The 22,558-nt window shown below is 69.2% G+C and carries 15 protein-coding genes and 5 pseudogenes; 8 read left to right on the forward strand and 12 right to left on the reverse strand.

Annotation, left to right across the window (positions count from 1 at the left end):
• Nucleotides 1-129: 129 nt before the first annotated feature.
• A complete protein-coding gene (locus V6U79_RS24220; protein ID WP_334615933.1) occupies nt 130-1,044 on the forward strand; it encodes an MrfA Zn-binding domain-containing protein in 915 nt (304 codons plus the stop codon).
• Nucleotides 1,045-1,156: 112 nt separating this feature from the next.
• On the forward strand, nt 1,157-2,986 hold the full coding sequence (locus V6U79_RS24225) for a hypothetical protein (protein ID WP_334615934.1): 1,830 nt from the start codon (nt 1,157-1,159) through the stop codon (nt 2,984-2,986).
• Between the two features lie 45 nt (nt 2,987-3,031).
• Here V6U79_RS24225 and V6U79_RS24230 read toward each other — a convergent pair whose 3' ends face one another.
• The 8 genes and pseudogenes from V6U79_RS24230 to V6U79_RS29875 form a co-directional block, all read right to left on the reverse strand.
• Nucleotides 3,032-3,280, reverse strand: a complete 249-nt coding sequence (locus V6U79_RS24230; RefSeq protein ID WP_334520281.1) for a hypothetical protein — start codon at nt 3,278-3,280, stop codon at nt 3,032-3,034.
• A 19-nt stretch (nt 3,281-3,299) separates the two neighbouring features.
• The gene (locus V6U79_RS24235) at nt 3,300-3,428 is read right to left on the reverse strand and encodes a hypothetical protein (protein ID WP_334520278.1); all 129 of its coding nucleotides are present in this window, start codon (nt 3,426-3,428) and stop codon (nt 3,300-3,302) included.
• A gap of 73 nt (nt 3,429-3,501) precedes the next feature.
• The gene (locus tag V6U79_RS24240; protein WP_334520275.1) at nt 3,502-4,140 is read right to left on the reverse strand and encodes a hypothetical protein; all 639 of its coding nucleotides are present in this window, start codon (nt 4,138-4,140) and stop codon (nt 3,502-3,504) included.
• 1,959 nt (nt 4,141-6,099) lie between these two features.
• Nucleotides 6,100-6,480: an excalibur calcium-binding domain-containing protein gene (locus tag V6U79_RS24245; protein WP_334615935.1), complete on the reverse strand. Its 381-nt coding sequence runs from the start codon at nt 6,478-6,480 to the stop codon at nt 6,100-6,102.
• A 343-nt stretch (nt 6,481-6,823) separates the two neighbouring features.
• Nucleotides 6,824-7,330, reverse strand: a pseudogene (locus V6U79_RS24250) (transposase); the annotation flags it as partial.
• A 210-nt stretch (nt 7,331-7,540) separates the two neighbouring features.
• On the reverse strand, nt 7,541-8,062 hold the full coding sequence (locus V6U79_RS24255) for a hypothetical protein (protein WP_334615936.1): 522 nt from the start codon (nt 8,060-8,062) through the stop codon (nt 7,541-7,543).
• A 542-nt stretch (nt 8,063-8,604) separates the two neighbouring features.
• Entirely contained in the window at nt 8,605-8,802 is a 198-nt protein-coding gene (locus V6U79_RS24260; protein ID WP_334520266.1) for a hypothetical protein, read from the reverse strand.
• A 221-nt stretch (nt 8,803-9,023) separates the two neighbouring features.
• A pseudogene (locus V6U79_RS29875) lies at nt 9,024-9,596 on the reverse strand (transposase family protein); the annotation flags it as partial.
• 207 nt (nt 9,597-9,803) lie between these two features.
• On the opposite strand from V6U79_RS29875, the gene V6U79_RS24270 reads away from it, so the two are divergent.
• Entirely contained in the window at nt 9,804-10,025 is a 222-nt protein-coding gene (locus tag V6U79_RS24270) for a transposase (RefSeq protein WP_503629762.1), read from the forward strand.
• A gap of 84 nt (nt 10,026-10,109) precedes the next feature.
• Here V6U79_RS24270 and V6U79_RS24275 read toward each other — a convergent pair whose 3' ends face one another.
• Nucleotides 10,110-10,787 carry a GmrSD restriction endonuclease domain-containing protein gene (locus V6U79_RS24275; protein WP_334615939.1) on the reverse strand — a complete coding sequence of 226 codons (678 nt, stop codon included), beginning with the start codon at nt 10,785-10,787 and terminating at the stop codon, nt 10,110-10,112.
• A 266-nt stretch (nt 10,788-11,053) separates the two neighbouring features.
• On the opposite strand from V6U79_RS24275, the gene V6U79_RS29960 reads away from it, so the two are divergent.
• On the forward strand, nt 11,054-11,281 hold the full coding sequence (locus V6U79_RS29960) for a DUF8847 domain-containing protein (RefSeq protein ID WP_503629763.1): 228 nt from the start codon (nt 11,054-11,056) through the stop codon (nt 11,279-11,281).
• Between the two features lie 257 nt (nt 11,282-11,538).
• Here the strand turns inward: V6U79_RS29960 and V6U79_RS24280 are convergent, their stop codons facing one another.
• On the reverse strand, nt 11,539-12,381 hold the full coding sequence (locus V6U79_RS24280) for an SGNH/GDSL hydrolase family protein (protein ID WP_334520257.1): 843 nt from the start codon (nt 12,379-12,381) through the stop codon (nt 11,539-11,541).
• A gap of 338 nt (nt 12,382-12,719) precedes the next feature.
• On the opposite strand from V6U79_RS24280, the pseudogene V6U79_RS24285 reads away from it, so the two are divergent.
• Nucleotides 12,720-12,891, forward strand: a pseudogene (locus V6U79_RS24285) (leucine efflux protein LeuE); the annotation flags it as partial.
• A 78-nt stretch (nt 12,892-12,969) separates the two neighbouring features.
• Here V6U79_RS24285 and V6U79_RS24290 read toward each other — a convergent pair.
• A complete protein-coding gene (locus tag V6U79_RS24290) occupies nt 12,970-16,515 on the reverse strand; it encodes a S8 family serine peptidase (protein ID WP_334615940.1) in 3,546 nt (1,181 codons plus the stop codon).
• Nucleotides 16,516-16,924: 409 nt separating this feature from the next.
• Nucleotides 16,925-17,287: pseudogene (locus tag V6U79_RS24300) on the reverse strand (DDE-type integrase/transposase/recombinase); the annotation flags it as partial.
• 407 nt (nt 17,288-17,694) lie between these two features.
• Here V6U79_RS24300 and V6U79_RS24305 point away from each other — a divergent pair.
• From V6U79_RS24305 to V6U79_RS24315, 3 genes and pseudogenes are all read left to right on the forward strand, one after another.
• Nucleotides 17,695-19,200: a serine/threonine-protein kinase gene (locus V6U79_RS24305; protein WP_334615941.1), complete on the forward strand. Its 1,506-nt coding sequence runs from the start codon at nt 17,695-17,697 to the stop codon at nt 19,198-19,200.
• Between the two features lie 828 nt (nt 19,201-20,028).
• Nucleotides 20,029-21,216 (forward strand): annotated as a pseudogene (locus V6U79_RS24310) (alpha/beta hydrolase family protein).
• 588 nt (nt 21,217-21,804) lie between these two features.
• A complete protein-coding gene (locus tag V6U79_RS24315; protein ID WP_334615942.1) occupies nt 21,805-22,464 on the forward strand; it encodes a M23 family metallopeptidase in 660 nt (219 codons plus the stop codon).
• Nucleotides 22,465-22,558 lie beyond the last annotated feature (94 nt).

Below are 22,558 nucleotides of genomic sequence, written 5' to 3' on the forward strand. Positions count from 1 at the left end.
CAGCAGAGAGTTCCGCGATTCGCGGAGCCGATCCCGACAACGTTCACGTCACCGCCGGAGCGCTCCGCCCGTGCCTGGCACGGCAGCACCTGCGTCGTCTCACCCGGTGCCGAGCTCTACGAGGACAAGTTGAACCTGACCGGCGGCACGGTCACCATCCGGGCCGGCGCCAGAGGTGAGCTCATCGCCATCAGCGACGCAGGAGGCGGCCGTGGCTTCCTCATCTGTGCCACCTGCGGCTTCGGGCGCCCCACCATCGACGGAATCGCCAGCCACCAGAGCCCCCTCAGCGGCCGAGACTGCCGAGGCCGGCTGGAGAACCTGTCGCTCGCCCACAAGTACCAGACAGATGTCCTCGAGCTGAGCATCGAAGGGACAGCCACGGACGGCCTCGACGACGGCGCCTGGCGGTCAGTCGCGTACGGCCTGGTGGAGGGCGCCGTCATCGCGCTCGAGATCAGCCGCGATGACATCGACGCAACGATGTACCAGACGGAGTCCGGGCGCAGCGTCATGATGCTGTACGACACCGTGCCCGGCGGCGCCGGGCACGTGCAGCGAATCGCCGAGCGCTTGCGCGACGTGCTCGACCAAGCGGTGCGACGGGTCCGCGGCTGCGAGTGCGGCTCTGAGACCAGCTGCTACCGGTGCCTGCGCGTGTTCCGCAACGAGCGCTACCACGAGCAGCTACGTCGCGGGGTAGCCGCCGACGTGCTCGGGCGCCTGCTCGGCAGGCCCGACCAGGCACCGGTCGGCGCTTTCCGGGTATCGCTGGCCGACACCGGGCCCGCCCTCGCCGCGCCCCGGCGCTTCCTGGTGACGGAGGCGCCCGGCGAAGTCTTCGAGCCAGTCGCCTCCGGGCAACTGGACCTTTACGAAGGCCGCGTCGTTCTGGCCAGTCGTGACGGCAAGGCCGCAGTCGGACGGCTCTGGCTGCGTCGCGACGCCCACGGCATCATCGGCGCGGGCTTGCAGCCGATGGCCGGAGCGCCTTTGGACGACGGGGCGGACGAGCTCACACTGATCGGCGTTGCGGTGCTGTGACAGGCGGCTGGGCCCGGTGGGCCGCCTTGTTGACCGCCGTTGAGGTCTCGTGGAGCGCGGCGATTGTGGACTTTGGAATCGTTGCGCTCCGGTCAGTAGGAGGTCGGGTCTGGTGGGACAGTCGGGCATCACCGAGGTGGCCAGCGCTGCCGCCCCGCCGCCGCAGGTACGTCGCATCGCCTCAGAGGCGGAGGCCAGCGAGCTTGCGCACCGGTTGTTAACGCCTGGGCGGCGGTGGCCGGTCGCGGTGCTGACGCTGCCAACCGGGTATGACGAGCCGTTCGGTGATCCTGACGAAATCAAGGAGGCGGTCGGCGAGCTGGCTGAGGTGGTGCTCATGCCCACGAGCGACGTCTCATGGGCATTCTCGCGGGTGATGCCGCCCGGGACCCAGGTGTATGGCGGTGCGGGGCGTGTGTACCCGGTCGATCACGGTTGGGTGCTGAACCCTGCGCGCAGCAGGTTGCGGTTCGCCTACTCACCCCAGGATCGCAGACGCATCACCGACGAGTTGATCAGCGATGCGCTGCAAGCGGCGCTGGCGGCCGGACTGGTCGAACCGCCTACTCGTCCCGGGGTTCAGCATCGGTCGGGACGAGTGCAGGGCATCATCGGGTCGCGGGCGTTGGTGACGTTGGACGACATGGCGGTGGCGACGGTATGGGAGGAATTGACGATCCCGGGCGTTGCCCTGGATCAGGTGCTCGTCAAGGGGCAGCCGGTCGAGGGCAGCTACGACCCGGTCTCGCGCCGCCTGGACCTGCGGGCCGCGCTGCGGTTCACCGATGTCGCCAGCGCCCTGGCGGGCGTCAACGAGGCATACCAGATTGGTGATGTGGTTCTGGCTGAGGTGGCGGCCGTGGCCGATGACGCGGTCACCGTGCGGCTACTGCCCGGCCTTTCGGTCAAGGTCGGCCGGGGTGCGGTCACCACCAACCCGGACGACAGGCTGAGTGGCCTGTTCAGCATCGGGGAGATCGTCGTCTGCCGCCTCCTCGCGCACGAGCCGCTGTCGTTGCGGTTCGATGACGTAGATGACGAGGTGGCGCCAAAGCCCGCGCCGAGTCTGCTTGCGGGCGGGCCGCCGTGGCTACGTCCACCCGACCCGCGACCCCCAGCTGTGGCGGCGCCTCCACCACCGGCGCCCGCGCCGCCGCTGGCTGCGCCACCGCGGCGCGTCGTGCAGAATGTGGCACCGCGGCAGCCGACGCCGTTGGACCTGGCCCGACGGCTTCCCCCGCCGCAGCAACCGGCCATGGCGCGACCTGCCGAGGCCGTGCCAGCGGGGGAGCAGGCGCATGTCGTACAACTGGGCAACGAGTTGGCAGCCGAGCGGGCGACCCGCAAGGCCCTCGCTGGCGAGTTGACGGGCCTACGAGCCCGAGCCGCCGAGCTGGAGGCCGAGCTTGCGCGGGCGACTCGGTCTATCGAGCAACTACAGACCCGTTACCGCGGCGCCGACCTGGCTCGGCAGCGGCTGGTCAAGCAGCTCAGGAGCACGCAGGGCCGCGCCGACCGGCCTGCGACTGTGGAGGCGCCGCTCTTCCTCGATCCCGAGGAACAGTTCCGCTACGAGGTCACCTGTGAGTGGGCGCAGCGCGTTCCCGCCGCAGAGAAGGCCGCCAAGCCGCTCGCCACGTATGTGCTGGCCCCCGGATTCCTGGACTCCATCGAACAGCTTGAGGGCATCAGCAGGGCGAAGATCATAGCCGTCGTGGTCGAAGTGCTCACTGGTCAAGTTCAGCACATCGCCGGGCGCGACCTGCACCAACTACGCACCGGCCGCGCGGGCAGCCCCTACGTTCGCCGCGCTGATGGCGCGACCTGCTGGCGGGTGGCCCTGCAGCGAGATTCAGCCGCCGCTCGCCGGCTGCACTACTGGCGTACCCAAGACGGCTACGAGTTCTCCCGCGTGGTTCTCCACGACGACTACCATCCCTGACGATCGGTGTCGCCGCTGCACCCATGACGAACGGCCTCTAAGCGTTCATGCGGCGGGCGGGCAGTCGGCGGCAACCTCGATCCGTGGTGTCGGCCCCGCCGGTAGGTACGCGATATCGGAGATGATGACCACATCCACCTCACGGTTCATCACCATCCAGCACACCGACTCCCACGGTCCGCGGACGATGCCCTCCAACCGGTAACCGCGCCGACGGCTGTAGTCGAGACACTTCGCCGCAGCGGGCTCGCTGGGTTCGATGCCGGCGGGTATCCAGATCATGGCCGTGTCCATGCAGCCTCCTGATCAACCTCTAAAGTGAGTCAACGACAATGATCAGAAGCGCGGGGTGGCGAAGTCCGACGCTGTGCTGGTGAAAAGCATCGTGGTGCGGTTGCGGCAGGGTGAGGCTCAACGGCAGCAGCCACTTCTGGTCGCTCATCACACCGTCCGCCGAATCGGTGGACGCGCGAGAGGAGCCTGCCCGTTCACGTCGTCGTTACTCGCGTCTCCCCTCACTTCGACACCAGTCCGCTGTTGGACGATCGAGCCAGGGCGGGACGCTGCCCTGCCGGCGGGCGCCACAACGGGTGGACGGTGGTGTCATCGGGGAGCGCGAAGGGATCGTGGGCGAGGTAGCCGTGCCGGGTGTAGAGGGCAACCTCGGCGGCGGTGGTGGCCTGCGCATAGGCGGGAAGTGCAAGTCGATCCATCCGGACGAGGCAGCGAGCGAGCAGGGCGGACGCGCGGCCGTGGCGGCAGACGGCCGGCGGGGCGGCGAGAAACGCCAGGTGGTTGTGGGCGTCGGTGGGACGGTGGGCGTTGAAGATGCGGTCCAGGGCCCAGAAGCGGTCCAGGTGGTCACCACAGGCAGCCGCGAGGCGTTGGTGGTAGTTGGCCGGCGGCGGGATGGGACGATAGCGGTGGAACCAGACAGCGGCGGCGGAAACGTCAGCGAGGAGGAAAGCCTCGCCGAAGAGGAGGGCGTGTTCGATCCAGATGCGGGAGACAGCGGTGAGCACGGAGCGACGCCGGTCCTCATCAGGCACGAGCCACCCGGCGGTGGCCGAGGTGTGCAGGGAGTCGGCGACGAGTTCGGCGATGTCGCCGCTGTCGCACCAGCGGGCGCGGACCGTGGGCGAAATACGTGGCATGGGGAATCTCCCGTGAATTGAGGGCGTCGTTGCCCGCTGGGCAGCGCCGCCGTTCCATCAGGCGAGGTGTGCGGTCAGGTAAGTCGCTCGGCACTGAACGGACGTGCCGTGTCGCGTCACTGATCAACGCGGCGAAGGACAAGCGCCACCCGGCTGACCGGAAGCGCGGGGAACGTCCTCTGGTCACGGGACGGCGTCGCCACCATCGAGGTGCCGGGGGGCGATGGTGGTGCCCGCCGTTCGCCGACGGCGGATCAGCACCGCGGTGCCGGGACGGCAGCTGGTGAGGTGGGTGCCCGCGACGGGGCGATGGCCTTTCCCGCTGCCTGTTCGGGCCGTGACCGTTGGGTCAGCCGTCGCAGTTGCAGGCGGCGGCGAGGTGACGCTCAGGCAGGTCTGGTACCCGGCTGGGGCGATCGATCGGTGAACGTGTCGCACCGGGACGAAGCGCAGCTCGGGCCGGCCAGGTCCGGCGTCCACGGATGCGGGGAGATGTCTGCGGCGGTCGCCGTACCGGCGCCGGAGGAGGGGGACCTGATCGCGCTGCCGGTCGAGGTTGGCGTCAGGGCGCCGGTGCCGGCCTCACCGACGCGTCCGGGACCACCAGTCCCGTCGGTGGCAGTACCTGCGGCCGGCGCGCCGCCGCTCCCACCCGGCGCCGTCAGTTTCCGGTGCGGCGCGGGGGACGGGGCTTCCGGGTGCCTCGGGGTAATAGTTGGCGCCGGAGCGGAGTGCCTGGCAGTGACCGGATCGGTGGTGACCGGCGCTGCCCCGGCTGGCCCGGGCTGCGGTTTCACCGGATTACCCGGCGGGACTGCCGGGTCCGGCGGTTGGCCGAGGATCGGCCGGGTCACCTCGAACACCGGGGCGAGGACGGGGGCCAGTGTCGCCAGGATCGGCTCAGCCACCGGCCGGACGACGGCGTCAACGGGTTCGAGCAGTCTAGCTCCGGGGATCTCCGCCTCTACCGGAGTCACCGCGTTGACGACCGGACGCGTCACCGGTGCGACGGCCTGGACCCTACTCGCCACCCTCGGGCCGGGCGCCCAGTCCGTTGTGGGACGCACCGGCGTCACCGCAGGCGACAGGTTAACGGGCGGAACCCGCACCGCCGAGTCGGGCTCCCCGCGAGCGGGCATCCTGGTGCCGGCGGTCCCTGGGGTCACTGTCACCGGCTCGCGCACCGCGTGCGCCCCCGCCTGGCTGGGGTCGGCCGTTTCGGGCTCTGAATTCGGGGTGGGCGGCTGTGAGAGGACACCGTCGACCAGCGTCCCGGCCCCGCCGATCAGGTTGCCGGCGATGCCCGGCCGAGGCTCGTCGAGGGCGTAGGCGGGATCGTCCATCACCGCGTCGCAAGCGCACCAGGCGGCGATGACGCCCCCGAGCAGGAGCATCCCGCGCAGCATCAGCTGAGCGAGTCGTCGGCCGCGACGCCGCGTCACAAGCGACTCCCTCCGCCTGGCGCCCAGTCGCCCAGTAACAAAGGCCAATTGTCGCTGAGGGCGGCCAGTCCGTCACCCTCCGACACGTGGGAATCGCGCCATTCGCAAAGGACGGGACGCGCCTTGCGGGCGTCCCATGACCAGGCCCGGTCTCGGGCGACAGCGGAACGGCCCTTAGCACCGAACGCTGACGCCGCGCCTGATCTCGCAGTTCGCGAGTCCGGGCAGGTGGGCGCGGGGCGGCTACCGCAGGGAAACGCGGGGTGATGGTGCGGTACTACAGGGCCCTGGCCGCCACCCGGCTGGCGACGACGACGAGCAGCTTTGCCAACACCAGCAGCAGGGCCACCGTTCCTGTTCGCCCTGAACTGGCCGCCTATCGTCGGCTTAGCAAAGGAGCACACCTACAACGCGCGACCGTCGCTATGAGCTGCTCACTGGTTGCGGCCACTCCTGAGGTCGCATGTTCCGGCTGGCGTGGTCGCGCCCATCGGCAGCGCTGCGTCATGTGGAGGCTTTACTGCCGTTCGCACACCAGGCCGTCGCCGTTCCGGTCGCGGTACCAGGCGTACTCCGGATCGATGCCCCTTCGGTACGGGCCGTAGCCGGCTGCGTTCGCCTCTCTACAGGATTTGAAGTGGGGGTCAGCCACCGGGATCGAAGGCGGCTTTGGTTGGGTGGTGGTCGAGGCCGGTCGTGGACTGGCGGCGCGGGTGGGGGTTGGCTCATTGGAGACCTTCGGCCGCGTGGTCGTGGGGTTGCCGGTGCTCTCTGCCGCTAGGGAATCCGGTGCGGTCGATTCCGTCACGGACGGGGCCGGACTGGCATCGACGTCCAGGAGGCTGTTTGCCGGGCGTCGTGTTACTTGCGGTGGGCTGCGTCGTGTCGGAGACATCATTCGCCGTGTAAATCACGGCGCCGCCGCAGCACAGGCCGACGACGATGGCGGCGGCGGCGATCAGCCATGGCAATGTCTTCTTCTTGGCGGGAGCGGGACGGGCGGGGGTAAATCGGAAGGACTGCGGTGTCGTCGAGCGGTACCTCGTGTAAGCGGCCGTGGGACGGCGTAGGTGTCGTCATAGGGGCGGCTCCTGGCAGGGGTGGGCCGTGGGGCTCGGCGCCGGATCAGGCTGGGGCGAGGGTGTTGGCGAAGAGTGAGACGCCATCCCCGCCACGACCCGTGTTCTGCATGCCCCGCGCTGCTTGCGTTATGGCGTAACGCAGCGGTGCTGGTTGACGCTTACGGCCGCGTCCATCCACACAAACGTGTATTGCCCCGAGTCCAAGGGCCGATTGCGGAACGCCTCCACCTGCGCGTCCAGATGCGTGGCCATCTCCGAGACCTGCGACTTGGACAGCTGCCGCATCCCGAGCTGCTCGACCAGCTTCTCCACCCGCCGTTCGACACGCCGAGCAGATGCGAGGTTGCCACGACCGACACCAGGGCCTGCTCAGCTCGCCGGCGGTGCGTCAGCAACCAGTCCGGGAAGTAGCTGCCCTGCCGCAGCTTCGGAATCGCCAAGTCGATCGTGCCAGCCCGGGTGTCCCCACTCTTTGGGCCGGTAGCCGTTACGCGAGTTGACCCGCTCGTCGCTGCGCTGCCCGTAGGCGCCGCAGATCGCGTCGGCTTCGGCGGACATGACGGCCTGCGCGAACGTTTTGATCATCGCCTGCAACATGTCCGGCGATGCGCCCGCGATCTGCTCGCACAGCAGGTCAACGGGGTTCGCACTCTCAGATGCGGCCATCGCGCGTCACTCTCCTTCAGCGAGGGAGGGGTGTTGACGCAAACGGCGTCAACACCGGACCCCTCGCTGTTCGATTTGGCCGTCTCGAAGGATCGCGCGGTGGCCGTCTCTCATCTACGCAACCCGCCCATTACGGGCAAGTCGCACACCACTGCCGTAGACGCAACCTGCGGCGGCCGCATCTGGCCGGCGATTGGGGGCAGCAGGCGGTCAGCCTTCCCTGTAGGCGGGCAGCCCGAGCGCAGTGCGGATTTTGCCGGCCTCCCTGGCTCCGCTGCGCGCCGCTGCTGCGCGGATCTCGCGCATCAGCGCGTCGGCGTCCGCTGCCTCGCCGGCTCGCCGCCAATGCCGTAACGCGACGTCGTTCTCCTTGAGGAGTGCGCCCATCGGCGCCCGGACCTCTGCCGGCCAGAGCGTCTCGCGCAGCTCAACCGCGTGCGCCGCGTTCGTCCGGGCCACGTCGGCGGCCAGTCTACGGACCGTCCGCCACGGTTTCCCGGCGTTGGCCGCGTCCTCCAGCTCTTCCAACGCGGTGTTGTACGGCGCCACGATCGCCAGGTAGCGGCTCTTCGCCTCCGCAGGCGTGAGCGCGGCCGGGGTGGCCGGGGTGGCCGGGGTGGCCGGCGCGGCGCTCTGCCAAACCGGCGCTGGAGCCTGCGGGTCGACCTGTTCGCCTCCACCGCACCCGGCGAGCAGCACGATCAGGGTCAGGACGGCCGTCCAGCGGCGCACGGAAACCTCCCATCTGTCGAGCTCCGAGACACCGGGAGTCTAGGGGCGCACCTGCCCGGGCGACTACCCGGCGACAGCGGCGCCCGCCGGTGGGCAGGTGCAGCGGATCGTTCACCGGCAACCGGCACGCCTACGGCGGCCGTAGCCCAATCAGCAAGGCCGAGGTGGATGACCACTTCTTCAACATCAACATCACGGAGGCCGGGGTGGGTGCCTCGCCGGTGTGGGCCTCAGCCAGCGTTGCGAGAAGGCCGAGGTTTCGATGGGCTTGAGAATGGCGACCTGGCCGACCGGCGGGGATCCCGATCTGCATCCGGGAGATCGCCGCGCGAACCGGCCGATCCAAACGCACCGTACGTCGACACTGGCCGCCGCCCACTGACATCGCCATGCTGCCGTCCAGAGCGTTCGGCGGATGAGCCGCACGTCCCGGCGCGCCAGGCGCCCTCAGATCCCGTTCCACCACCGCCGGACCTCCACACCGGCGATCGTACGCATGTTCGATAGTGTGGCGAGGTGGGGTGGCGGACCAGCGGGGCGGGTCATTCGCAGCGGTCTTCGGCGCCTCGGCCGTAGGGCTCGCAGCAGTCGGGGCGGTGCCGGTAGACCCTCAGGTCCCGGCCGTGCCGGTGGCCGTACTCAGTCGTGATCTCGTACAGGCAGACATGCCATACGACGGTTTCCCCGCCGCCGAGCACGAGCTGCCCGTCACCCGGCCCGCCGCGCAGCAGCACATCCACTCCTCGACGGTACGTCCACCACGAGGGCGCGACGCGGCTGTACCACTGTGCCCCCGAGCCGGCGGCGGTGCGGACCACGGCCCAGCTTCCCCAAGTGAACGCATCACCCCACAGACCGCGTGCCCGTAGCTGCGGCGAGGGCAGATGACCTGCACGCTGCGGTGTTGTCCGAGCCAGGCGGCGAGGGTGCCGGCTTCGCGGTCGGGTAGGACGTCGATCGGTCGGCGGCGTTCGACGTCGACCAGCACTGTCGCGTAGCGGTGGCCTCGGCGGAGCGCGAAGTCATCCACGCCCAAGGCGGTGAGCGTTCCGACCGGTGGATCCGGCAGGGCGCGGACCAGCCTCAGGACACTGTTTCGGCTGGTGACCAGGCCGAGTCGGTCGGCCAGCCGGGCGCCTGCCCGACCGGCCAGCGCCAACCCGATCTTTTCCAGCGTTTGACGAAGCAGCGGGCTGCGCCGGGTGTATCGGCAGGTCAACCCCGCGACCTGCTCAGCGAACGTGCGAACCGGGCAGAGCGCCGTGTCGCAGAAGAATCGGCGGACCCGCAGCCGGATCTCCACCGGCTGACCGGCGACCGCCGCGTCGCTGAGCCGACGCTCATAGCGGCTGTGAACCCTGCCGGCCCGGCGGCCGCAACCAGCACAAGCGGCGCGGCGAGCGCGTGCGATCCGCTGATCTTGTAGCGCTCCTGCCTCATCTGGCGCCTGTCGTGGTCGAGCGGGTGGAACGGCAAGGACCTGGCCTGCGGATCCGGGCTCGTGCCCGAGCCACCCTACACAGTCGACTGAAATCGTCGACCCGGGTCAGTCTGTCCCGCCCCGGGTTTGATGGAGACATCGAACATCCGGAGGATTCACTGTCATGGCGGCACCACAGAAGTACCCGGACGAGTTGCGTGAGCGCGCGACGCGGTTGGCGGTCGAGGGGAGGCGGGATCCGGCCTCGAACAGCGGGGCGATCAGGCGGATCGCGACCAGCTCGGTGTGCACCCTGAGGCGTTGCGGACCTGGGTGAAGCAGGCCGAGACCGACGCGACCGGCCTCGGCATGCGCGGGGTGGCCCGGCTGCGGCACGCTGGGGCCAGCTCGGGGACGACGTCGTCGGAGGCGGCCAGGATCGCTGAGTTGGAGCGGGATAATCGTGAGCTGCGGCGGGCGAACCAGATCCTAAAGTCCGCGGCGTCCTTCTTCGCGGCGGAGCTGGACCGTCCGTCGCGATGAAGGTCGAGTTCGTCGACTCCCAGCGGGAGCAGCACGGTGTCCAGCCGGTCCTGCAGGCGCTGCACGACACACCGGCACAGGCGGTCAGGAGTTGCAGGTGTTGAGCATGCTCTGCAACGCGGACTTCTCCGAGGACTGCAGGGTCAAGCCCCAGCTGTACTTCACGGTGATCCACATCTTGCTGTACGTGCACCGGTAGGACGACAGCGGCGGCTGCCAGGTCGACGGGTCCTGGTCACCCTTGGCCTGGTTGACGTTGTCGGTCACGGCGATCAGCTGCGGCCGGGTCAGGTCGTTGGCGAAGCTCTGCCGCCGGTTGGTGGTCCACGAGCTGGCACCGGAGCGCCACGCCTCGGCCAACGGCACCACCTGGTCGATGTCGACGTCGGAGGCGGCGTACCAGGTGGCGCCGTCGTACGGGCTGTACCAGCGGCCGGAGATGGCCGCGCAGGAGCTGTCCACGACCACGGAGGTGCCGTCGCGCTTGAGGGCCTGCTCGCGGGTGTTGCAGCTGCCGCTGACGGTGATCCAGTGCGGGAACAGGTCCCGCGAGTAGCCTGTTGTGGAGCCCTGTGCGGCGACAATCAGCGCGTTGAGCTGCGACTGCGCGGTCGCCTTCGACGGGATTCCGGGGGGCGTGGCCGTCGCCGGCGTAGTGCCCACGCTGACGACCCACGCCCCAGCGAGCGTCGCGATCGCGGTAGCCACTGCGCGGCTGCGCCGCAGGCCACGAGGATGAGAGAAGAGTCGAGCCAGCCGCATAGAGCCATCCGGTGGGACGTTGACGATCTGCAATGAGTATGGCCGCGATTCGTTGATTTCGTGACAGGTCAGCATCCCCAAGCCGATCGATCATGGCGACAATCCACGCATCGCGCGACCGCCCTTCGCCGACGGGTATCGACGACGCTTACGGTAAGAACGCCGGTGACAGGATCGTGCCGGCCAGCCGAAGGCAGCGGCGACCAGCCCCGGGCGCAGGAGGACCGACCCGGGCAGTAACGGGGGAAGCAGAAGGGAGACGATCGATGGCCGCAGTAGAGGCCTGGTTCCTCGGCGGCCCAATCGACGGCCGCATCATGCCCGTCGAGACGAACGATGATGGATCCCTACCTCATACTCCCGAACTCCCGCAAACAGGGGCCTACATCGGGGCCAGCGACCAAGCGAGCTCGACCGTGCACTATCGATACGTCCGAGAAGGCGACGGCAGCGCCTCCGAGGTTCCGCTATGCCCGGACAGCTGGCCTAGGTGATGTGGCCAGCCACCTGACGTCACCGCCGTCCTGAAGCCGCTCGACGAGAGTTAGTAACGGAAATGGTCGGGACAGCCGTGGGCGGCACTGGACGGCTGACCTCCCGGCCGCGATCCTCGGCTCCATCTACGCATGTTGGCCGCCGAACCGACGAGGATCGACCCAGGCATAGGGGCGTCTCGCGCTAGCCTCCCCCTGATGCGTCGGAGCGGCGTACCGGCCGGACACGTTCACCGGCCGGTACCCGCTGGCGGTGTCTACGCCTTGTCGGCGGCCGCCGTCGTGGTGCTGAGCAAGGCGTTCTTGACCAGCGGGGCGTACCCGCTCGATTGGCCGGCACGGTTCGGGTGGTACGACTCCCTGATCGGGTCGGATAGGCCGTTGATCCATTCGATGGGGTCGCAGACGGCGTGCCCGGTGAATGCGGCTCGCGGGTCTACGAACGGGAACGAGTGCGCGACTGCACGGGCCTTGATGGTCTGGTTCAGCAGATCGGCGGTGTCGTTCAGCGCCGCCTGCTCCCCAGGGCTGATCCGGGAGAGCGACTGGCAGTCGCTCTCGTTGAACAGGCGTGGATACCCGACGATCACCACCCGGGCGTACGGTGCCCGTGAGCGGATCTTGTTGTAGAGCGTGTCCAGGGTGCCGGGCAGGGTGTTTCGGATGTAGTAGTTGGCGTTGTCGATGTCACCCCAGCAGGTGTACGGCCACGGCTTCGCGCACTGCGTGATGACGTTGGAGAATCCGGCGTCGTTGCCGCCGACGGTGAGCGTGACGTAGCTGGTCGAGGAGCTGAGGCTGCCGAGCTGGTAGTTGGACACGTCGGCGACCTTCGCGCCAGAGCAGGCAGCGAACGTGAGGCTGGCTCCGATCTGGTTCGCGTCGAGGACCGGATACGCGTACGGCGAGCGGTAGCAGCTGGTGCCGTCGGAGTAGTACGTGCGGGTGCCGACGCCCGAGGAGTACGAGTCGCCCAAGGCGGTGTAGAGCGTCGCGGCCCCCTGTGCGGGCAGCGCCCACAGCACGGCCGGTGCCAGGCCGGCGAGGACGGCGATCGCGAGTGTGACGAGGCGACTTCTGCGGCGGGGAACGGGTGCCATGCTTCCTCCTCAGCTGCCCACCGAAAGCGCATCGACGGATGTCGACTGGTGGTGGTGGTCAGACTGTCGGTAGTAAGCATTGGCAGGCGCAAGAGATCGAGCGAAAGTTTCCTTCAATCGACCAAGTGGGCAGGAGGCTACTTGCCAGGAATGGCGCGAGCCGTCGCGTTGCCACGCACGGACGGCCGGGCGACAGCTCGGACCGCTGCTGACCCTGGCCCCGACCCGCCAGCGCCCGAGCGACCAGCTCGCTTCGTTCACCGAACTCGCTCAAGCGATCTGACCGCGGACCTCCGCGGGTTCAACACGTCCGCCGATCCGATGACGCAACGGCGCCGCTCGGGCTGATCGCGCAGCTGACCAGTGCCCTGTACCTGACCGCGCTGATCTTCGCCGGCACGTACCTCGCGGCGCAGTTCCGCCAGCGCCGCCGGCTGGCCGCGGGTGTCACGACCGGGATCGGCGCTGTTCGTCGGGTTCGGCATCACGCTCGCCACCACCGCTGGCTGAACCGGCCGGATCCGGCCAGACGCAAGCGGAGGGCCCGCCCCGCTGGACGGCGGGACGGGCCCCTTTCTGGTCGGCCCGTCAGGCCTTGTCGGGCCGTTCGGTGACACGGATGGCGTTGACCAACGGCTTACCGCTGCTTGCCACGAACCGCACATTGAGCACACCGTCGGTCACGGTGACCGTGTAGGTCCGGGTGACCGCCGTGTAGGTGCCGGCCTCGTACGCGATGTCGAGGGACGGCAGTACCTCGGTGCCCTCGGCGAGGACGTCGAAGACCCGCTGGCCCGGCTTGCTGCTCGACACCTCGGCGAAGTCCAGCTCCACCGTGTAGACGCCGTTGGGCACGTTGTCGAACCGGTACTCGTACATGCCCTCCCGCGCGTTCTGGAAGAGCGCCGGGTCGTCGGTGCCGCTGATGGCCCGGTTCGTGGACTTCGTGCTCGACGTGCCCTGGTAGCCGAAGGAGCCCGCCGTGTACCGCTGGTCCTGCTGCCAGGTGTCACCGAGCGTGTCCACGACGCCGGTGCCCGACGCGCCCGCGTCGAGCGCCGCCTGGTAGCGCGGCACGACGACCTTCACCGGCACGGTGAGCACCGGGGCCCGTCCGCTCGCGGACGTCACCTGCACGGTGGTGGTGAGCACCTCGCCCGGCGTGTGCCCGGCCGTGTCCACCGAGAGCAGGCCAGTGGCCTTCGCACCGGTGGCCAGGTCGCCGCCGGTCAGGCTGACCGCCAGCCACGGGGCGTCCTCCACGACGGTGTAAGCCGTCGGGAAGCCCGAGTTGGACAGCTCGAAGGCGCGGGTGCGCTGCTGGCCGGCGGGGATGACGATCTCGTACGCGTCCTTGGCGACCGCCACCTTGCCGGTCTTGAGCGCCTCGGACACCGCCACGACGCCGCCCGCCTCAAGCGTCACCGCCTGCTCGAAGGGCTGGTAGGCCGGGGCGGTGAGCTTGACCGAGGTGGCACCGGTCGGTGCCTGGGCCAGGTACGAGCCGTCCGACCCGGTGGTCGCGGTGACCGCCGTGTCTCCCGTGCCCACGGTGACCGTGGCCCCGGCGACGCCCTCGCCGTCGTTGGCGTCGCGCACCGTGCCCAGCACCACGCCGGTCTTCGTCGTCCGGAAGTCGATGCTGAAGCCGTCGGAGAGCACGCCGCCGGTGTTGTAGGAGTACTGGAAGGCGTCGGTGCCCGTGCGGTTCTCCACCCCGATGGTGGCGCTGGAGCCCGACTGGAGACCGATGCCGTCGGTGTCCTTGTAGTGGTAGGAGATCTTGCCGTCCTCGCCGATGACCGCGGCGAAGGTGAACGGGTCGTCCTCCTCCGAATCGTGAACGGCGTCCCGCCACTCGACGACGAACGAGCGGTGCGGGGCGGTGCCGCTGACGCCGGTGTAGATGCCCGCGGTGGCCGGGGGCACCTTCAGGTCGTCCCAGAACGGGAAGAGCGCCGCGTTGGGTGTGGTTGTGCGGGGGATCGTGTTGTTGGCGCTCGAGGTCGAGCTGGAGGCGAAGGTCACCACGCCGTTGGTGGTGATCCAACCGGAGGTGTAGGTCTCCCCGTACAGCGGGACCGGGAAGGGCAGGGTGACCGCCACGGAGTCGTTGTCCCCGTCGGGGAGCGCGAGCTTGTCCGTGCCCGCGACAACGCGGTTGTCGTTGCTGGCCGCGCACGCGTACCCGAAGGTGTCGACGCGGTCCGGCAGGGCGATGTTGGCGGTGGTGTCGGCCGTGACCTCCACGCGCGCGGTGCCCGCGGTGACGCAGAGGGACGGGTGCGAGGCCGTCAGGTCGTACGCGCCGTGCGGCAGGGTCACCTCGTAGTGGCCCTGGGCGTCGGCGGTGGCCGTCACGGGGGTGCCGTTCACGGTGACCGCCGCGCCCCCGGCGGGCCCGGCGTGGGACGTGATCGTTCCCGAGACCTTCGCGGACGGCGCCTGCTGCAGCGCGATGTCGCGGGTGGCGGTCTGCCCCTCGACGACGGTGACGCCGCCGGTACCGGTGAGGTAGCCGAACTTGGTGACCGTGATCGTGTAGTCGCCAACGGAGAGCACCGGCAGCGCGTACGTGCCGTCGGACGCGGTGTTGAGGATGCGGTCCATCGGGCCGTCCACAACCACCTTCGCCCCGCCGACGCCCGCGCCACCGAAGGTGACCGTGCCGCTCAGCGCGCCGGTCGGGCCGCGCGGCGTGGCGGAGACCGCCGCGAACGCGTCGAGCCGCCCTTCACCGAAGACGTTGTTGTCGGCGGCGGTGCCGCCGCAGGCGGTGGCGTCGACGTCGATCGCAGTCTGGTCGAGGAGCGCCTCCGTCTGCGCCACATCGCCCTGGATCGCGGGAGACGCCGACCACATCAGCGCGACCGCCGCCGCAGTGTGCGGGGACGCCATGGACGTGCCGGACTTCGAGCCGTAGCCGCCGCCCGTGATGCTGGAGCGCACGTTGACGCCCGGAGACGCGAGGTTCGGCTTGATGGCCCCGTTCTCGCCGACGCCCCGGGAGGAGAAGCTGGCGATCGCGTTGTTGATGTCGAACGCGCCGGAGCTGTAGCTGCTCACGTACGAGCCCGGCGATCCGCTGGTGTTGCAGGCCGGTCCGTTGTTGCCGTTGGAGAACGACGGGAAGACGCCGGCGGCCCGCCAGGCGGCGACCACCTCCTGGTACCACGGGTCGAAGACGTTCGCGCCCCAGGAGTTGTTCACCACGTCGGGGGCCAGGTCCGGGCGCGGGTTCGCGCCGGTCAGGTCGGTGGGCGCGACGATCCACTGACCGGCGGCGAGCAGAGAGTCGCGGCTGCAGGAGCTGGACTCGCACCCCTTGGCGGCGATCCACTTGGCGCGGGGGGCGATGCCGATCTTGTTGTCGCCGCCGTCGTCGCCGACCATCGTGCCCATGGTGTGCGTGCCGTGGCTGTTGTTGTCGCACGGCGCGGCCGTGGGGCAGACCCCAGCGGGGTCGAACCAGTTGTAGTTGTGGTCATAAATGCCGTCGCCGTTCAGACCCCGGTACTGGTTCTTGACCGCCGCGTGGTCGTACTGGACGCCGCTGTCGATGTTGGCGACGACGATGCCCTCACCGCGCACGCCGAGTTCGTTCCAGACCCGGGGAGCGTTGATCCGGTCGACGTTCCACTCGATCGCGTCGACCGTGGGCTCGTTCTCGCCCGCGATCGGCTCGTCGATCTTAATCTCGTCGTCCGCCGTGATCCGCGCGACCTCGGGGCGCTCGGCGAGCTTGCCGGCGATCTCGTGGCCGCCGACGACCTGCATGGAGTTGTCGATCCAGAAGGAGGTGTAGTCGACTCCCGCCGAGTCCAACAGCTTCACCACATCCGCCTGGGACGCCGTGGCCTGCTGCTGCTTTGCCTCGTAGACAGCGGTTGCCTTCTCTGTCTTCGTCGCGACCTGCGCCGCCACGTGCAGGTCGGCGTCGCGGTTGAACTCGAGCCAGAAGGTGACCTCCTTTTCGGCCTGGAGCTGGTCGAGCAGCGCGGGTTCCGCCTTCTGCTCAAGCGCGGACTCGTCTATGATCGGCCGGGCGGCAGCGGTGCCACCAACCAGTGGTATCACGACGAGCGCGATCAGGGCCGCGAGGGCTACCTGCAACGGTCTTCTCTGTCTTGCCACCGGGTCTCCTTGCCTGTAGCGGCGGGGGTCGCCCGCCGTGGGGGTGCAGGAAACGCGGTGCGGCTCACCGCCCGCGCCAGCGGCCTGGTTGATCGAGCCATCTCCAATCCTCGATCGGTGGACCGGGCGTGATCAAGAGATGTCAATGGCGCATGAATGCCATGGCGCAAATTGGCCAATGAAGGGCACTGTTGCGTTGAGCGTTGGCAAGACCGAGGCAGGCTTGAGCAGTGAAGTCGTCGACCCGGCCTGACCCGTGGCTGCCTCCGAAGTCGGCGTTCGCCGGGTTCCGGTTCCCGCCGGAGGTGATCGTGGTCGCGGTCCGCTGGTATCTGCGGTTCAACCTGTCCTATCGGGTCCTGTTGCGTTGCCGGATCGATGAACGCGTTGTACCCGGGTGGGGCCGAGGTCAGATCGCTTGGGCGAGCTCAGCAAACGCCGTCGACATCCGCGTTGCCGGCGGGGCATCGACGGCGAGTTCGTAGTGGCCACGTCGTAGGTTCTGCATGAAGGCGTGTCCAGCGATGATCACCTGCGTTGTCCTGTCGGTTCGTAGTCCGCGCATCGGTCTCAACCGGTGTTTGAGCTGGCTGTGGTCGGCCTCGATCGGGTTGTTCGCGTACTGCTCGACGGGGTGCCACGCCTGCGGGATCAGCTCGTCGAGCACTCTGGGGTAGACCGGCGCGGCGTCGGTGACGGCCTCGCTCGGTGTCACCTTCAACGTCGACAGCGCCCGGCGGAAGAACCGGCGTGCCGCGTCGGCGTCCCGTCGAAGTAGTAAGCCCGATCGCCGTCCGATCGGTGCCGCGTGCTCTCGATGACCGGGATCCTGCCCTTGCTCGCAGAGCCCGACTCCGACAGTTAGATCCGGCGCACCGACTTCTCAGCGCGGATTCTGCGATCACGCGGAGGACGGTGGGTACGCCGGGTTCGCCGTCGGCGGCGGAGGCGGTCACGACCTTGTTGAGCTGCACGCGGACGGCGGCAGCTTCGGCGGCCCGCCGGAGCAGGGCGTAGCCGGCGCCGGTCGGTCGTTTCCTCGGTGCCGATGGCGCGTTGACCACCTTGGGGGACCGCTGACCATGAGGAACTCCTGATGGTTTGTCCGATGACCCCTATGCCGGCCGTCGCGTCACCGCCCCCCGTGTAGCGGCGCGCAGGGTTGGAGCAGTGAGACGCGTGCTGAGACGTCTGCTGGATGGCCGCTACCAGTGCGAGGAGCTGCTGGGTAGCGGAGGCATGGGTGAGGTGTGGCGCGGACGCGACCTGCGCCTGGACCGCCCGGTGGCGATCAAGGTGCTCGCCGCGGCCGGCCTGAAGGAGCCGATGGCCGCGGAACGCTTCGACCGCGAGGCCCGTGCAGCGGCCCGGCTGACCCATCCGCACATCGTCGCTGTCTACGACTTCGGCACAGAGGCGAACGACTCCTACCTGATCATGGAACTGGTGGAGGGGCGGACCGTGTCCGCGCTGATCGCCGACGGCCCGCTCGCCGTCCTGCAGGCGTTGTCGATCGCCGTACAGACCTGCGACGGGATCGCCGCCGCGCACGCGGCCGGGGTGGTGCACCGTGACGTGAAGCCGGGCAACCTGATCGTCACCGCCACCGGCACAGTGAAGATCTGCGACTTCGGCATCGCCCGACTTCCTTGGGCAGAGGGGGAGAAGACCCTCACCGAGCCGGCGACCAAGCTCGGCACCAGCTCGTACATGTCTCCCGAGCAGGCCCTCTGCCGGCCGGTGGACCACCGCACCGACCTGTACGGGCTGGGCTGCACCCTCTACGCCATGCTCGCCGGCCGTCCGCCGTTCGTCGGCGAGCAGCTCAGCGTGCTGCATCAGCACGTCAACGAGCCACCCCAGCCGCTGTGCGAGCTCCGGGCCGACGTACCCGCCGAGCTGGACGCCCTGGCCGCCGAACTGCTGGCCAAAGATCCCGCCGACCGGCCGCGCGACGCGGCCGAGGTCCGGGACCGCCTCGCGGCCCTGCTGCCCCGGGCCGGCACGCCGGTTCCCCTCGTGCCGGTCACGCCAGCGGACCCGGGCCGGCCGGGACGGTCCACGCCGGTGATCGGTCTTCCGCCCACGCCGGACGCAGCCGGCCCTGCACGCCCCAGGCCGCGCTACCGCCCGGCACGGCGTCGCCGCGAAGCGCTGCTGGCGGCGGCCCTGCTCGGCGTCGCGCTGCTCGCCCTGACCGGCTTCACGCTGCTCGACCGGGACGACCACACCTCGGTCGCGGGACCGACCACGCCGCCGGCATCGGCCACTACCGTCGTCGCGCCCCGCGTGCCGGCTGTGCCGGTCACCGTCGCGCCCGCCACGCCGACCCTGCGGGCCGTCGCGTCCGCCACCCGCACCCCGGCCAGCCCGACACCGAGCCCTCGGGTCACCTCCCGAAGGCCGAGCCCCACCCCACCCGCTGACCCGATCGCCGGCATGCGCCAGTCGATCCGGGAGCAGGTGGAAGCCGGCCGGTTGAACCCGGATGCCGCGAAGGACCTGCACACGAAGGTGGACGCGATCGCGAAAGAGATCGCCGAGAGCGACACCGACCATGCCGAGGACCGGCTCAAGAAGCTGCGCGAGAAGCTCAGCGACCTGCGACGCGACGGCAAGCTCAACGCCGACGGCTACGACGCCCTGACCGCCGACGCCGACCGGATCGCCGCCGATCTACGGTAAAACAGCGACAGCCCGGGGTTTTCCGGGCTGTCGCTGCTGTCGCCAGTCACGCATTTCGCGGCTGGGGGCCGGTCACCGGCCCGGAGGACCGAGACTTCTGCTGGCCTTGCCGGTGCTTCGGCGACTGGTTGACGAGCCCGCCGTCGTCCGGTCGCGCCTGGAGTTGTTCGAGGAGGACCGGTGAGGTTGGCGGACAGGGTCGCTGCAGTGTCGGCGGACGACGCCGTCCGCGCCTCGGTGAGCTATGACCAATTGCGTACCGGTGATGGCGGCCTGTACTGGCTGGAGACTCGCCCCGAGGCCGGCGGGGGTACGACGGTGACGTGTTGGCGGTCCGGCGAGGGCGCGCGGAATGTCAGTCCGGAGGGCTTCGATGTCGCCAGCGGCGTTCATGCGTACGGAGGCGGATCGTTCGCTGTCGCCGAGGGGACGTTGTGGTGCGTCGGCGGAGATGGCCTCTACCGGGGCCGTCGTCACGGCGGGGAACTCGACCTGGTCAGCGATGGATCCTTCGGTGACCTGACGATCGGCGACGGCGAGTTGCTGGCTGTGCGGGAGTCCGAGCAGGGTGACGAACTCGTCGTGGCGTCGCTCACCGGAGCTCCGCAGATGCGAACTCTCGCCTCGTCCCCGGGGTTCCTCGGTGCGCCTCGGCCGGGTCCGGGTTGGTTGGCCTGGACCGCGTGGGGCGAGCGCGGCATGCCCTGGGACGCGTGTGAGGTGTGGGTGGCCTCCTACTCGCCGCGTGGTTCGGTCGAGGGCGCAATGAGACTGGCTGGCGGTCCGGATGAGTCTGCGATGGAGCCGCGGTGGGGACCCGACGGGGCGTTGTACTTCGTGTCGGACCGCAGTGGCTGGTGGAACCTCTACCGGTGGGACGGGCACCGGGTGGAGGCGGTGGCACCGATCGCGGGTGAGTGCGCCGCGGAGCCGTGGAAGTTGGGGTACGCGTCGTACGGCTTCCTCGATGACGGCCGGATCGTCGTGGCGGTGCAGGAGGGGCCGCGGCACCGCCTTGTCGTCATCGAATCCGGCGGCACTGTCCGCCCGGTCGACCTCCCGTACACGTCGACCAAGCCGTACGTGGCCGTGCAAGGGACGACGGTGGCGTTGATCGGATCGTCACCGACCGCAGCCCCGCAGGTCGCGCTCGTGCACCTGGCCGACGATGACCCCCAGGTGGAGGTGCTTGCCAGGCCGGAGGACGCCGCACTGGACGGGACGCGAGTATCGACGCCGACGGAGCTGTGCGTTCGGGTGGCCAGCGGTCGGGAGGTGCTTGCCCTGGTGTATCCGCCGACGGGCTCGTCGCCGGATTGGCGGGCACCGGTGATCGTTCGGGTCCATCCTGGGCCTACCGCGTCCTGTCTGCTGCGCCTGGACTGGCAGGCGCAGTTCTTTACCAGTCGTGGGTTCGCCGTGGTTGATGTCGACTACCTGGGTAGCACGGGGTACGGCCGGGTGTTCCGGGAATCGCTGTACGGCCGGTGGGGTCTGGACGACGTCGATGACTGCGCGGCGGTGGCGGGTCACCTGCTGTCGACGGGGCGGGCGGTGCCGGGGCAGGTGTTCATCCGTGGTGCCAGCGCCGGCGGATACACCGCGTTGCACGCGGTGGCACAGGACGGCCCGTTCGCCGCCGCCACCGCCGTGTCGGCGATCGTGGATCCTGACCGGTGGGCGCAGACGGTGCCCCGGTTCAGCGGGCGCACGCGATACGGCTGCGAGGTGGCGCCGGTCCGGTCCGTGCCGCCACTGTCCAACGACCGGTGCTGCTCATCCACGGCACCGCCGACGAGGTGGCCGTGGTCGAGGACGTACGCGAACTCGCCGACGAGCTGACGTCTCTCGGCATGGCCCCCGAGGTGTTGCTCCTTCCCGATGTCGGTCACTACGTGGCGTCGTCCAGACGGGCCGGGGCGGCGCTGGAGGCAGAGCTGGCCCACTACCGCTCGGTCATGGCGGATGCGGCCAACGATCAACGGGGGTTACACGGCCGTCAGCGGTAGTCGGTGACGCACGTACTCCCGAACTCGTGAACCTCCGATTCACACCGGTGGCACTCAAGGCCGGCCTGCACCTCGACGATGCGCTGCACGCAGCGGTGCGAGGCTTCGTCGACCCGAGCTGGAATCCTGTAGCAGAACCAGGGCCAGTGGAAGGCGAAGATCGAGGCGCGGGCGGAGATGAACCTGCCACGTCGACAGGGAGCGGGGGCGGGTAACTTCGCGTCCTCGGAAACAGCACCTGCGCACCCTCACCGAAGCGGAGCAGAAGCGCAGTGTCGCCGAATGGGACGAGCTAAGCGCAGCGCCGACCGCCTGCAGCAGGCGCATTTTTCACCAGGCGCCCCCGAAGGGCAGCTGCCCGAAAACCTGAAAGCAAGGCCTCGCCAAGGTCATCCGTCGTGTCGGCGCAACCGCGTTCCGAACCAGGGGTCGCCGGGCGATGAGCAGCACAGAAGGTGTACGGCCTTGTACGGATAAACGAGATCCCCTTCCCTCAACGATCGCCGAACCGGTCTCCTGTCCATGCCGGCCTGCCGGCGGGGGTTACCCCCGGCAACCGACACCCGCTGCACGTCCCATCTACCAAGGAGTCGGCATGACGTCCCTACGGAAAGTGACCCGGCTACTCATCCATCCCCTCATCGCACTGGCGGTCGTCTTCTCCGCATCGGTCTTCCTGCCAACGCCGGCCCAAGCCGCGACGCTACCTGGGGTGAACATTCAGCCTCCATTCTCGGGCTGGTGGGACCGCTACGGGGTCGCGGGGGCGAGCTACCATCACCGGCCGTACGGAGGCGACTGGGCCGTCGACATGTACCGCGCGCCTGGCGAAACGGTGAATACCCGCGCATGGCCTGCATCCCAGCAGGGCGCCGTGTCGTACCGCATCGCCGACGTCAGGCTGGCGTGCAGAAGCGGCGTCTACGCCGACGGCGGCTACGTGGTCACGGTCGAGTTCCACTACGGCGGCCACAATGTTGGTTGGGCGAAGTACGCACACCTGGCCAACGTGCAGGTTGGGGCCGGTCAATGGGTGTCACACGGTGCCGTCCTCGGGTATACCGACCGTTTCCGGTACAGCTCTTGCTACAACGTCTCGAATAATGACGGCGTGCACGTTCACTTCGAGGCCTACAGCAACAGCAACTACGCCTGCTACATCAACCGTCCGGCGGGGGCGTGGGTGGATTACTGGGGCGTTATCGGTCGTATAGGCAGTGGCTACGCCTATGGCTTTGGGAAGCCGTGCCCGTAACCCTGTACGGCATCGAACCATCGGCGAGGGCTCCCTGCTGCGGGAGCCCTCGCGTTCGCACAGTTGGCAAGTTGATCCGCCCGGCGGAGGGGGT

The organism is Micromonospora psammae, from assembly GCF_036902725.1.
Lineage (GTDB): Bacteria > Actinomycetota > Actinomycetes > Mycobacteriales > Micromonosporaceae > Micromonospora.